Below are 11,993 nucleotides of genomic sequence, written 5' to 3' on the forward strand. Positions count from 1 at the left end.
TTGCCACCTCTCCACCCTAGGGGAAGCGAGACGCCGGCGGCCGGAGACCGACGGTGGCTCGCGCCGGCGAACCCGCCTGAACGGACACGCGGCTCTCTCCCCAGGAGAGCCGCTTGCGGAGTTCGACCGCGTCGGCGGCGAGCGCCGAGACCAGCGTGCCGGGACCGGCCAGGGGCAGCACGGCCACCCCTTCGGCGACCTCCGCCTCCCGCGGCTCGCTTTTCGGCCCCTCCGCCGGGGTTTCGGTCGTGATCAGGGTGCTGCCGACGCAACGGGCGGTACCGAACACCGCTGGGCTGCCGTCGGCCTCGGGGTCGCCGACGACGAACTCCTGGCGCAGCAGGGGACGGCCGCCGGCCGTCGCGTCGAAGCGGGAGTGGCAGCGGCCGGGCCGCTCGCCGTGGCGGCCGAAGACGATCTCCTCGCGCCAGAACAGGGACGCGCCGGTCGCCAGGGTGACGGCCGTGGTCATCCGGTGGTCGCAGCCGGCCGCCAGGACCGTCGGCTCGGGGGCGAAGACGAGGGTGGCGCCGGAGGCCACGTACACGTGGATCTCCATCAGGGAGCGGCCGGCGCCGGGGAGCACCAGCGTGCTGGCGATGGAGCGGACCGTCAGGGAGGTGCCCTCGGCGACCTCGACGTCGAGGCGGAGGTGGTCGCCGCCCAGGGGGCCGGCGCCCGTGGAGACGAGGTGGACCTCGCCCGGCGCGGTCTGGCGGAGGGTCAGGGGCGGGTCGGAGCGCATGGTCTCGATGCGGGTGAGGCCCCGGTCGTCCAGGCCCGTGCGGAGGATCGCACGGGCCCGGACCAGCGCTTTGGTCATCACAGGTGGCTGTGGGAGTGCTGGTGCCGCCACGAGTCGACGACGCCGGCCACCCATTCGGCCACCGAGTGGGCGCCCCGGTCCTCGCGGATCGAGGTGAACAGCACCGGCTTGCCGTCCCGGACGGCCGCCGCGTCGCGGGACATGACCGTGAGGTCGGCGCCGACCATCGGGGCGAGGTCGGTCTTGTTGACCACCAGCAGGTCGGCCGACGTGACGCCGGGGCCGCCCTTGCGGGGGACCTTGTCGCCGCCGGAGACGTCCAGGACGAAGATCTGGCGGTCGGCCAGGCCCCGGCTGAACGTCGCGGTCAGGTTGTCGCCGCCCGACTCGACGATGACCAGGTCGAGGGGGCCGAAGCGCTCCTCCAGGGTCTCGACGGCGTCGATGTTGGCGGCGATGTCGTCGCGGATCGCGGTGTGCGGGCAGCAGCCCGTCTGCACGGCCATGATCCGGTCGGGGTCGATGACGCCGGCCCTGCGCAGGAAGTCGGCGTCCTCGGTCGTGTAGATGTCGTTCGTCACCACGCCCAGGCGCAGCGACGGGCCGAGGCTCCGGCAGAGCGCCGCGGTCAGAGCGGTCTTGCCGCTCCCCACCGGGCCGCCGATGCCCAGGCGCAGCGCCCGGCCGTGCCCGTCGGGCGCGTCGTGGTGGTCATCGTGGTTAGCTGACAAAGAGCCTTACCTCCGTACGTAGGTGCTGTTCGGCCAGCAGATCGAGAGCGGGGGCGGCGTGCGCGGGTAGCGCTGACCAGTCGTGCTGTTCGGCGATGACCGAGTCATAGGGGAGTTCGGCCAGCAGGCGGTGCACGGTCACCGGGTCGAGCCCCAGCAGCCGGACCGCGGCCGTGGCCGCACCGGTGACGGACGTGTAGGCGGCCGCCATGGCGGCCTGGTCCGGAGTGCACCCGGCGGCCTGCGCGGCGACGCCGAGGGCGATCGGGTGGTGGGCGCCGTCGGGGACGGCCCGGGCCAGCGTCTCCAGCGCTGGGGATGGCCAGATCCTCCGGGCGGTCCGGATCAGCAGGCGGCCCTGGGTGCGGCCGGCCAGCCGCTGGGCGGGCGAGGCGATCCGGGCGTCGGCCTCGGCGTCCAGAAGCCGCCACGCGGTCTCGGCCTCGCGTGCCTGCCCGCCCGTGCCGGGTTCCTGGAACTCCTTGTCCGGGCGGCCGAAGGCCTGGGCCGCCGCGCATGCGGACCACGCCAGGGCCGCCGCCACCCGGCCCGCCGTCGCGAGCCGGCCCCGGAGGAACCGCGCCAGGTCCCCGGGGCCGGAGATCGCGCCGGTGCGGCAGGCCTCCTCCGCACCGCCCGAATGGGCGTGGCCGCCCGCGGGCAACCGCGAGTCGGCGAGCAGCAGAAGACCGGCCAGACCGTGTGTTGGCGGCATCCCGGAGGCTGCCGCCTGTGTGGGCGACACCCCCGAAGCCGCCGTCTGTGTCGGCGGCATTTCGGAGGCCGCCGTCTGTGTCGGCGGCAGCCCGAGGGTCGCGCCGTTCACGGCGGGTGCTCCGGTGGCCGGTCCGTCCATCGCCGTCGTCCTAGAAGAGGAAGTAGCGCTGGGCCATGGGCAGGACCTCGGCCGGGGCCGGTTCGATCAGTTCGCCGTTCACCTTCACGGCGAACGTGTCGGGGTTGACCTCGATGTCGGGCAGGGCGTCGTTGAGGGGCATCGACTCCTTGCCCCGGGACCGGACGTCGGCCACGGGGACCAGGCGCCGGTCGACCCGCAGGCGGTCGGCGAGGTCGCCTTCGAGGGCCAGCGGCGCGACGAAGTGGACCGAGGTCTGGGACGGGGCCGCGCCGTAGGCGCCGAACATCGGGCGGGGCAGGACCGGCTGCGGGGTCGGGATGGACGCGTTGGCGTCGCCCATCTGGGCGTAGGCGATCATGCCGCCCTTGACCACCAGATCGGGCTTCACGCCGAAGAACGCCGGGGTCCAGAGCACCAGGTCGGCGAGCTTGCCGACCTCGACCGAGCCGACCTCGTGGTCGAGGCCGTGGGCGATCGCCGGGTTGATGGTGTATTTGGCGACGTACCGGCGGGCCCGGAGATTGTCGGCCACGCCCTCCAGCGTGCCGCGGCGCTTCTTCATGACGTGGGCGGTCTGCCAGGTCCGGATGATCGTCTCGCCGACGCGGCCCATGGCCTGGGAGTCCGAACCGATCATGGAGATGGCGCCGATGTCGTGCAGGACGTCCTCGGCCGCCATCGTCGAGGGGCGGATGCGGGACTCGGCGAAGGCCAGGTCCTCGGGGATCGACGGGTTCAGGTGGTGGCAGACCATGAGCATGTCGAGGTGCTCGTGGTGGGTGTTGACCGTGTGGGGCCGCGTCGGGTTGGTCGACGACGGCAGGATGTTGCGCTCCCCGGCGACCTTGATGATGTCGGGGGCGTGCCCGCCTCCGGCGCCCTCGGTGTGGTAGGCGTGGATGCTCCGGCCGTTGATCGCGGCCAGGGTCGACTCGACGAAACCGGCCTCGTTGAGGGTGTCGGTGTGGATGGCGACCTGCACCCCGGTCACGTCGCAGACCGCCAGGCAGGCGTCGATCGCGGCGGGGGTGGTGCCCCAGTCCTCGTGCAGCTTGAAGCCCGACGCGCCGGCCCTGAGCTGCTCCAGCAGCGCCTCGCTGCTGACGGTGTTGCCCTTGCCGAGCAGGGCGACGTTGACGGGCATGCCGTCCATCGCCTCCAGGATCCGGCCGACGTACCAGGCCCCGGTGACGGTGGTCGCCTTGGTGCCCTCGGCCGGGCCGGTGCCGCCGCCGACCAGGGTGGTGACGCCGCTGGCCAGCGCCTCCTCGACGATCTGGGGACAGATCAGGTGGACGTGGGAGTCGACCGCCCCGGCCGTGACGATCTTGCCGTTGCCGGCCAGGATCTCGGTCGACGGCCCGATCACCAGGTCGGGGTGGACCCCGTCCATCGTGTCGGGGTTGCCGGCCTTGCCGATGGCGACGATCCGGCCGTCGCGCACCCCGATGTCGGCCTTGACGACGCCCCAGTGGTCGAGGATGACCGCACCGGTGATGACCAGGTCGGGGGCGCCCTCGGCGCGGGTGGCGCGGGCCTGGCCCATCGACTCGCGGATCACCTTGCCGCCGCCGAACACCGCCTCGTCGCCGGCCCCGGCGGGGCCCATGGCGAGATCCTCGGTGACCTGGATGAACAGGTCGGTGTCGGCCAGCCGGATCTGGTCGCCGGTCGTCGGGCCGTAGAGCGCCGCGTAGCGGGCGCGGGAGATCTCAGGCATGCGGCTTCCCGTCGAGAGGGCCGGCCCATTCGGAGCGCAGGCCGGGCACGACCCGCTTCCCGGCGATGGGCACCAGGGTGACGTCACGCTCGACGCCCGGCTCGAACCGGACGGCGGTGCCCGCCGGCACGTCGAGCCGGTGGCCCCAGGCGGCCTCGCGGTCGAAGTCGAGCCCCGGGTTGGCGGCGGCGAAATGGTAGTGGGAGCCCACCTGGATGGGCCGGTCGGCGGTGTTCACCACACGCACGGTCACCCGCTCACGCCCCGGGTTCAGCGGGACGGGCTCGGCGCCGGGGACGATCTCTCCGGGAACCGTCATGAGATCGGGTGGTGGACGGTGACGAGCTTGGTGCCGTCGGGGAAGGTCGCCTCGATCTGGACGGAGTCCAGCATTTCCGGCACGCCCTCCATGACGTCCTGACGGCGCAGGACCTTGCGGCCCGCGTCCATGAGTTCGGCGACCGACTGGCCGTCGCGGGCCCCTTCGAGCAGGAACGAGGCGATGATCGCCGTGGCCTCCGGATGGTTCAGGCGCAGGCCTCGGTCCATCCGGTCGCGCGCGACGCCGGCCGCTACGTGAATGAGCAGGCGTTCCTGCTCGTGTGGGGTGAGCCGCATGGCCGGACCCTAAGAAAGATCGGTTTCAATGGCGTTTCCGCGCGATGACGGACGCGTTTCCTAGTTTTCCGGCGCTCTCGGTCAATGATAGCGCCGTCCGCCGCGTTCATTGATTGAGTGAAGTTTCGGTAATCGGCTATTAACCTCACCGATTTTCCCGGGAAATCGCGTTCGATCACCTTTGCGGCAGATGGGTCGGTGCGGGGGCCGTATCGGCAAGGAGGAAATTCATTGCGCAACGCATTCTTACGGACCGCGGTGGGCGCGGGTCTGGTGCTGGCTCTGGCCGCCTGTGGCGGTGAGCCGACCGAGAGCACGACCGGTGGCGGGACCGCGGCGGGCGGCGACACCATCAAGGTCGGCCTGCTCCACTCGCTGAGCGGCACGATGGCCATCAGCGAGGTCACGGTCCGCGACGCCGAGCTGCTCGCCATCGAGGAGATCAACGCCGCGGGCGGCGTGCTCGGCAAGAAGCTCGAACCGGTGGTCGAGGACGGCGCCTCCGACTGGCCGACCTTCGCCGAGAAGGCCAACAAGCTGATCAGCCAGGACAAGGTCGCCACCGTCTTCGGCGGCTGGACCTCCGCGTCGCGCAAGGCGATGCTCCCGGTCTTCGAGCGCCACAAGGCGCTGCTCTGGTATCCGGTCCAGTACGAGGGCCTGGAGTCCTCGCCCTACATCTTCTACACCGGCGCGACCACCAACCAGCAGATCATCCCGGGTCTCGACTACCTGAAGGAACAGGGCAAGACCAAGATCTTCCTGGTCGGCAGCGACTACGTCTTCCCGCGCACGGCCAACAAAATCATCAAGGCCTACGCCGCCGCGAACGGAATGACGGTCCTCGGCGAGGAATACACCCCGCTCGGTCACACCGAATACTCCACATTGACCAACAAGGTCGTTCAGGCGAAGCCCGACGCGGTTTTCAACACGTTGAACGGCGACAGCAACGTGGCCTTCTTCAAGCAGTTGAAGAGCGCCGGCGTGACGGCCGAGTCGATGCCGGTCCTTTCGGTTTCGGTGGCCGAAGAGGAGGTCACCGGAATCGGCGTCGACAACATCGTCGGCCACCCGGTGGCGTGGAACTACTACCAGACCACCGAGAACGCGGCGAACACGAAGTTCGTCGCCGCCTTCAAGGCCAAGTACGGCGCCGCCAAGGTCACCTCCGACCCGATGGAGGCCGGCTACAACGCGGTCTACCTCTGGGCCGAGGCGGTCAAGAAGGCCGGCACCACCGAGGTCGAGGCGGTGAAGAAGGCCTCCGGCGGGATCGCGCTGGAGCGTCCCGAGGGCCTGGTCACCATCGACGGCGAGACGCAGCACATGTACAAGACGGCCCGCATCGGCATCATCCAGCCCGACGGGCTGATCAAGGAGGTCTGGAACTCGGGCGAGCCGATCAAGCCCGACCCCTACCTGAAGTCGTATCCGTGGGCCGGGAGCCTCGCCTCCTGACGCCGACCTCCCGGGGCGCCCGCGCGCGCCCCGGGACCGTACTTCCAGAAAGGGGGCAGGGTGGAGGGAATCCTCAACCAGCTGCCGATCGGACTGTCGATCGGGGCGGTCCTGCTGCTCATCGCGCTCGGGCTGACGTTCACGTTCGGGCAGATGGGCGTGATCAACATGGCCCACGGCGAGTTCATCATGGCCGGGGCGTACACGGCCTACCTGCTGCAGGACTTCGCCGACCGGAACGCGGTGCTGGTGGCGCTGCCGGTGGCGTTCCTGGTGGCCGGGCTGATGGGGCTGATCCTCGAACGGACGGCGATCCGGCACTTCTACGGGCGCCCGCTCGACACGCTGCTGCTGACCTGGGGCGTCTCGCTCGTGCTGCAGCAGGTGGCGCGGGACCTGTTCGGGGCGCCGAACGTGCAGGTGCTGTCGCCGACGTGGCTGCAGGGCGCGCTCGGGCCGATGCCCTACAACCGGCTGTTCATCCTGCTGCTGGCCGTGGGCTCGGTCGTGGCGATCTGGGTCTACATGAACCGGAGCGCGCAGGGACGCCGCATGCAGGCCGTGATGCAGAACCGGCAGCTCGCCGCGACCAGCGGCATCAACACCGGGCGGGTCGACCAGCGGACCTTCTTCATCGGGTCGGGGCTGGCCGGGATCGCCGGGGTCGCGCTGACCCTGATCGGCCCTGTCGGGCCGACGCTCGGGACCTACTACATCGTCGACGCGTTCCTCGTGGTCGTCGCGGGCGGCCTCGGGCAGCTCCGGGGCGCGGTCATCGCCGCGCTCGCGCTGGGGCTGCTGAACTCGTACGCGGAGTTCTGGACCAACGCCAGCCTGGCCAAGGTGATCGTGTTCGCGGTGATCATCGCCTTCCTCCAGTTCCGGCCGCAGGGCCTGTTCGTCCTCCGTTCAAGGGCGCTGACATGACAGCCACACTCGAGAAGCCCCCCGTCACCGAGGCCCCCGTCAAGGAACCGCGCGACTGGCGCGGCCCGGCCCTCTTCGCGCTCGTCGCGGTCATCGGGCTCGTGGTCATGCCGCTGGTGCTGGAGCCGTTCCGGCTGGGGCTGCTGGCCAAGTACCTCACCTACGCGATCGTCGCCCTCGGCATCGGCCTGGCCTGGGGCCAGGGCGGCATGCTGACCCTCGGGCAGGGGGTGTTCTTCGGCCTCGGCGGCTACGCGATGGGCATGCACCTCAAGCTCAACGACGCCGGCGACGGCCTGCCCGACTTCATGGTCTGGAGCGGCGTCGAGACGCTGCCCGCCCTGTGGGAGCCGTTCCGCAACCCCGTCTTCGCCATCGCCATGGTGGTGGTCGTGCCCGGCGCGGTGGCCTGGCTGCTCGGCACGCTCGTGTTCCGGCAACGGGTGCGGGGCGCCTACTTCGCGATCCTCACCCAGGCCCTCGCGGCGGCCATGGTGATCCTCCTGGTCGGCCAGCAGGGGCTGACCGGCGGCACCAACGGCCTGACCAACTTCTTCGAGTTCTTCGGCCGCGACGTCGCCGCCGACTCGACCCAGCGCGGGCTCTACTTCACCGTCGCGATCGTGCTCGGCGTCCTGTTCCTCGGGGCCTGGCAGCTCCAGCGGTCCCGGTTCGGGCGGCTCCTCCTGGCGGTGCGCGACGGCGAGGACCGGGTGCGGTTCCTCGGCTACAACCCGGCCACCGTGAAGACGATCACGTTCACCATCTCGGCGGTCATGGCGGGCATCGCGGGCGCGTTGTTCGTGCCGGTCGTCGGCATCATCTCGCCGGCGCTGCTGGGGGTCGTGCCGTCGCTGGAACTGGTGGTCGCGGTGGCCGTCGGCGGGCGGTTCGCGCTCGCCGGGGCGGTGCTCGGCGCGGTCCTGATGGGCTACGCCAAGACCTACTTCAGCGAGGAACTGCCCGACGCGTGGCTGTATCTCCAGGGCGCGCTGTTCATCCTGGTGATCGGCCTGGCGCCGAAGGGGATCATCGGTTTCTTCCGCAGGAAGGACGTGGCGGCATGACGGCCCTGCTGGAGGTCCGCGGCGTCTCGGTGGTCTTCGACGGGTTCCGGGCGCTCGACGGCGTCGACTTCACCGTCGACCACGGCGAGCTCCGCTTCCTGATCGGCCCGAACGGCGCCGGGAAGACCACCCTGATCGACATCATCACCGGCCTGACCAGACCGACGACCGGCACGGTCAGCTTCGACGGCGCGGTGATCAACGGCAAGCGGGAGCACCAGCGGGTCCGGCTCGGGATCGGGCGCACCTTCCAGACCTCGGTGGTCTTCGAGGAGCTGACCGTCCTGGAGAACCTCGACCTGGCGGCCTCGTTCCGCCGGCCGCTGGTCTCGCTGCTGGCCCGGCGCAAGGGGGTGACCGAGAAGGTCGCCCAGGCGCTGGAGACGACCCAGCTCACCGACCTGGCCCACCGCAAGGCCGGGGTGCTCTCGCACGGCCAGCGGCAGTGGCTGGAGATCGGCATGCTGATCGCGCAAGGACCCCGCCTGCTGCTCCTCGACGAGCCGGTGGCGGGCATGTCGGCCGACGAACGGGCCCGCACCGGCGACCTGCTCACCGAGATCGCCAAGGACCACACCGTCATCGTGATCGAGCACGACATGGACTTCCTCCGGCGGTACGCGTCCACCGTCACCGTCCTCCACGAGGGAAAACTCCTGATCGAGGGCTCGGTCGACGAAGTGCGGGCCGATCCGCGGGTACAAGAGGTCTATCTGGGTCGCGCGCGCGAGGAGGCCGCACACGATGTTGTCAGTTGACAGTTTGGAGGCCGGATACGGCCGTGCCCGGGTGCTCTTCGGCGTCGGGCTGGCCGTCGAACCGGGGCAGCTCGTCTGCGTCATGGGCCGCAACGGCGTCGGCAAGACGACCCTGCTCAACACGATCATGGGCGTCATCCCGGCGACCGGCGGGACGGTGACCTTCGAGGGCCACGACGTCACCAAGATGAAACCCCACGAGAGGGTCAAACTCGGCATGGGGTACGTCCCCCAGGGCCACGAGACCTTCCCCCAGCTCAGCGTCCTCGGCAACCTGCTGGTGACGCTGGAGGCGTCGGGGAACCCCCAGTCGGCGCTCGACGAGGCGCTCGACGTGTTCCCCCGCCTCAAACCGCTGCTGAAGCGCCGGGCCGGCTTCCTGTCGGGCGGCCAGCAGCAGCAGCTCGCCATCGCGCGGGCCCTGGTGACCAAGCCGAAGCTCCTGATCCTCGACGAGCCGACCGAGGGCATCCAGCCGTCGATCATCATCGAGATCGAAGAGGCGATCGAGACGCTGCACGCCTCGGGAATCGCCGTGCTTCTCGTGGAGCAATATCTCGACCTGGCCATGCGGCTGGCCGATCGCTACCTGATCCTCGACGGAGGTCACGTCGTCCACGCCGGGACGGCCGCCGACCTCCAGGGAGAGGAGGCCCGTAAACTGCTGGCCGTCTGACCGTTCTTGACAGTTCTCAGTAACGGCGCAGCTCAACGGCCAGAAGAAGGGTAGCGTCTAAGTCAGGACCCGTCGGGCCTCTCCCGGACTTGGTGGCACAGTCCGGGCCGGCCCGGCGGGTCCCCCTTTTTCTCCCGTCAGGCGCGCAGCTCCCAGATCCGCCACACGTCCAGGAACTCGTAGCCAAGCCGCTCGTTGATGGCGATCATGTGGCGGTTCGAGACCGCGTTCCAGGTGATCACGCGCTCGACGCCGGGTTCGGCCGCGAACATCCGGGTGGTGTTCCGCAGCTTGACGTGGAATCCCAGGTTGCGGCCCCGGTGTCTCTTGAGCACGGCCGTGTCGGTCTGCCGGGCCCAGCCTTCGGGCTCGTCAGCGTCGACGAAGACCCGGGTGAACGCCGCCGCCTCGCCGTCGGCGGCGCGGGCGACCGTGGTGTAGACGGTCTGGCCGGCCGGCTCCCAGGTGTCCTCGTAGACGCGGATCAGGCCGGTGGTCCACCGCTCGGCGTCGACCTCGTGGTCGTCGGTCGGGGCGTCGTTCATCGCGTCCAGCAGCGGCACCATCTCGGCCAGGCGGCCGGGCGGGGTGGGGCCGACGGTCGTCTCGAAGGTGTAGCCGGGCGGGCAGGGAGACTCCCCGGCCTGGCGTGACCGGTGGAGCACCCGCCTGGCTTCGGTGTACACGCTGCGGAAGCCGTGGCGGGCGAGGAAACCGTCGTCCTTCGCCTCGACGACCAGCTTCGACCGGCCGTGGGCGCGGGCGCGCTCGCGGGCGACGCCGAGCAGCGCCGAGCCGACGCCCCGGCCCCGGTGCCCGGGAGCCACCTCCAGGACGCGGATCAGCGCGTCGCCGAGGCGGTCGCGGTCGAAGAGGTGGAGGGTCACGCCGCCGATCACCTCGCCGCCGGCCACCGCCAGATGGGTCTCCGAAGGCACCGAGCGCCAGCCGCGCTCCACCCACAACCGGAACAGGCGGGGTGACAGCGGCGGTCCGGGCGCGTGCAGGCCGCCCGCCACCCGGTGGTAGCCGGCCGCCAGCCCAGGGGAGGCGTCGAAGTCGAGGGGGACGACGTCGATCGTCATACGCGCAGTTCCCATTCGTTCCAGACGTCGAGCAGCCGGTAGCCCAGGCGCTCGTTGATCGCGACCATGGGGCCGTTCGAGACGGCGTTCCAGGTGATCACGCGGGTGAGGTCGGGGCGGGCCCGCTTCAGCCAGGCCGTGTTGGCCTCCTTGACCCACCTGCCCAGGCCCCGGCCCCGATGGGCGCGCAGCACGGCGGTGTCGGTCTGCCGGCCCCAGCCGTCGGCTTCCTGGATGTCGGCGAACAGGCGGGTGAAGGCGGCGGGCGAGCCGTCGGCGGCGCGGGCGACGACGGTGAAGACGTCCTGGCGGGCCAGGTCCCAGGCCTCCTCCATCTGCCGCATGGAGGCGGGGGTCCAGCTCTCGTCGTTGATCGCCAGGTCGTCGAGGGGCGCGTCGTTCATGACCTCCATGAGCGTGATCATGTCGCCGGTCAGCGCCTCGGGGCTGCGTCCGCGCAGGAACTCCAGCCGATAGCCGGGGATCTCCCGCTCCGGCGGGGCGAACGTGGTCAGGTCGAGCACCCGCCGGGCCTGTGCGGCGACCTCGCGCATCCCCTTGGCCCGCGCGAAGGCCGCGCCGGGGCTCCCGGCGGCGAGCTCGATCAGGACCATCGTGCGCTTCTGCGAGCGGGCCCGGTCGGCGGCGTGGGCCAGCAGCGTGCTGCCCACGCCCCGGCGGCGGTGCGCGGCGTCCACCGAGAGGTACCGGACGAGCGCCACGTGGGCGTTCGCGTCGTCGGGCAGGTGGAGCGTCACGCCGCCGATCACCCGGCCGCCGTCGACGGCGAGCCAGGTCTCGGCGGGCGTCAGGCGCCAGCCGCGTTCGGCCACCAGCCGGAACAGGTGGGCGGGAATCCGCGGGCCGGGCGCGAAGACGCCGGCCGTGAGCGCGTGGTATTCGGCCAGCCTCCCGGGCTCGGCCGCGAAATCGAGGGGGACGATGTCCATCAGGACAGTTCACCCCCGGAGGCCGCCCGAAAGCGACCGGATTTACTGCTGGTAGCCCTCGACCTCGGAGATCGGGCGGGCCACCGCGCCGTCGGGGTTCTCGCCCACGCCGCGCCGGGCCCGCCGCTGGCGGAGCAGGTCCCAGCACTGGTCGAGGGACTCTTCGAGGTGCTTGATGCGGCCGCGGTCGTCGGTGGTGGCCTGCCCGGAGGAGATGCGGGCGCGGAGCTGGTGCTCCTCGTCGATGAGGTCGCCGATGCGGCCGAGAATCTCGTTGTCCTGCATGATCCCCACTCTATTGGTCCTCTCGGGGAGGCCACTCCGGGGGCTCTGGTAGCCTCGGACCTATGCTGCGCGGGCTGCTCCTCCTTAGCC

General features: G+C 70.9%; 14 protein-coding genes. 5 read left to right on the forward strand and 9 right to left on the reverse strand.

What is annotated here, in order from left to right; all coding sequences use genetic code 11:
- Window positions 1-16 precede the first annotated feature (16 nt).
- The 6 genes from QSK34_RS01315 to QSK34_RS01340 are packed head-to-tail and all read right to left on the reverse strand — an operon-like array spanning window position 17 to window position 4,694.
- Window positions 17-823 (reverse strand): urease accessory protein UreD, encoded by an 807-nt coding sequence (locus QSK34_RS01315; protein WP_285578999.1) that lies wholly within the window; start codon window positions 821-823, stop codon window positions 17-19.
- Window positions 823-1,497 carry an urease accessory protein UreG gene (gene ureG / locus QSK34_RS01320; protein ID WP_285579001.1) on the reverse strand — a complete coding sequence of 225 codons (675 nt, stop codon included), beginning with the start codon at window positions 1,495-1,497 and terminating at the stop codon, window positions 823-825. The genes QSK34_RS01315 and ureG overlap by 1 nt, the downstream gene beginning before the upstream one ends.
- A complete protein-coding gene (locus tag QSK34_RS01325; protein WP_285579003.1) occupies window positions 1,487-2,353 on the reverse strand; it encodes an urease accessory protein UreF in 867 nt (288 codons plus the stop codon). The genes ureG and QSK34_RS01325 overlap by 11 nt, the downstream gene beginning before the upstream one ends.
- A 10-nt stretch (window positions 2,354-2,363) precedes the next feature.
- On the reverse strand, window positions 2,364-4,076 hold the full coding sequence (locus tag QSK34_RS01330) for an urease subunit alpha (RefSeq protein ID WP_285579005.1): 1,713 nt from the start codon (window positions 4,074-4,076) through the stop codon (window positions 2,364-2,366).
- Window positions 4,069-4,395 (reverse strand): urease subunit beta, encoded by a 327-nt coding sequence (locus QSK34_RS01335; RefSeq protein ID WP_353051359.1) that lies wholly within the window; start codon window positions 4,393-4,395, stop codon window positions 4,069-4,071. The genes QSK34_RS01330 and QSK34_RS01335 overlap by 8 nt, the downstream gene beginning before the upstream one ends.
- Window positions 4,392-4,694 carry an urease subunit gamma gene (locus QSK34_RS01340; protein ID WP_030450727.1) on the reverse strand — a complete coding sequence of 101 codons (303 nt, stop codon included), beginning with the start codon at window positions 4,692-4,694 and terminating at the stop codon, window positions 4,392-4,394. The genes QSK34_RS01335 and QSK34_RS01340 overlap by 4 nt, the downstream gene beginning before the upstream one ends.
- Window positions 4,695-4,925: 231 nt before the next feature.
- Here QSK34_RS01340 and urtA point away from each other — a divergent pair, with 231 nt between their 5' ends.
- The 5 genes from urtA to urtE are packed head-to-tail and all read left to right on the forward strand — an operon-like array spanning window position 4,926 to window position 9,583.
- Window positions 4,926-6,155, forward strand: a complete 1,230-nt coding sequence (gene urtA / locus QSK34_RS01345; protein ID WP_285579008.1) for an urea ABC transporter substrate-binding protein — start codon at window positions 4,926-4,928, stop codon at window positions 6,153-6,155.
- A 60-nt stretch (window positions 6,156-6,215) separates the two neighbouring features.
- Window positions 6,216-7,082: an urea ABC transporter permease subunit UrtB gene (gene urtB, locus QSK34_RS01350; RefSeq protein WP_161480398.1), complete on the forward strand. Its 867-nt coding sequence runs from the start codon at window positions 6,216-6,218 to the stop codon at window positions 7,080-7,082.
- A complete protein-coding gene (urtC, locus tag QSK34_RS01355) occupies window positions 7,079-8,149 on the forward strand; it encodes an urea ABC transporter permease subunit UrtC (RefSeq protein ID WP_285579011.1) in 1,071 nt (356 codons plus the stop codon). Before urtB ends, urtC begins: the two co-directional genes overlap by 4 nt.
- A complete protein-coding gene (gene urtD / locus QSK34_RS01360; protein WP_285579013.1) occupies window positions 8,146-8,907 on the forward strand; it encodes an urea ABC transporter ATP-binding protein UrtD in 762 nt (253 codons plus the stop codon). The genes urtC and urtD overlap by 4 nt, the downstream gene beginning before the upstream one ends.
- Window positions 8,894-9,583, forward strand: coding sequence for an urea ABC transporter ATP-binding subunit UrtE (urtE, locus tag QSK34_RS01365; RefSeq protein WP_062340107.1), 690 nt, complete (start codon window positions 8,894-8,896; stop codon window positions 9,581-9,583). Before urtD ends, urtE begins: the two co-directional genes overlap by 14 nt.
- Before the next feature lie 137 nt (window positions 9,584-9,720).
- On the opposite strand, the gene QSK34_RS01370 is transcribed toward urtE, so the two are convergent.
- Genes QSK34_RS01370 through QSK34_RS01380 form a run of 3 tightly spaced genes read right to left on the reverse strand, consistent with a single transcriptional unit; the run spans window position 9,721 to window position 11,903 of the window.
- Window positions 9,721-10,668, reverse strand: coding sequence for a GNAT family N-acetyltransferase (locus QSK34_RS01370; protein ID WP_285579016.1), 948 nt, complete (start codon window positions 10,666-10,668; stop codon window positions 9,721-9,723).
- Window positions 10,665-11,618: a GNAT family N-acetyltransferase gene (locus tag QSK34_RS01375; RefSeq protein ID WP_285579018.1), complete on the reverse strand. Its 954-nt coding sequence runs from the start codon at window positions 11,616-11,618 to the stop codon at window positions 10,665-10,667. The genes QSK34_RS01370 and QSK34_RS01375 overlap by 4 nt, the downstream gene beginning before the upstream one ends.
- Window positions 11,619-11,660: 42 nt before the next feature.
- Window positions 11,661-11,903, reverse strand: coding sequence for a DUF2630 family protein (locus QSK34_RS01380; RefSeq protein WP_030450719.1), 243 nt, complete (start codon window positions 11,901-11,903; stop codon window positions 11,661-11,663).
- Window positions 11,904-11,993: the final 90 nt, after the last annotated feature.

The organism is Herbidospora sp. NBRC 101105 (assembly GCF_030269205.1).
GTDB classification, from domain to species: domain Bacteria; phylum Actinomycetota; class Actinomycetes; order Streptosporangiales; family Streptosporangiaceae; genus Herbidospora; species Herbidospora solisilvae.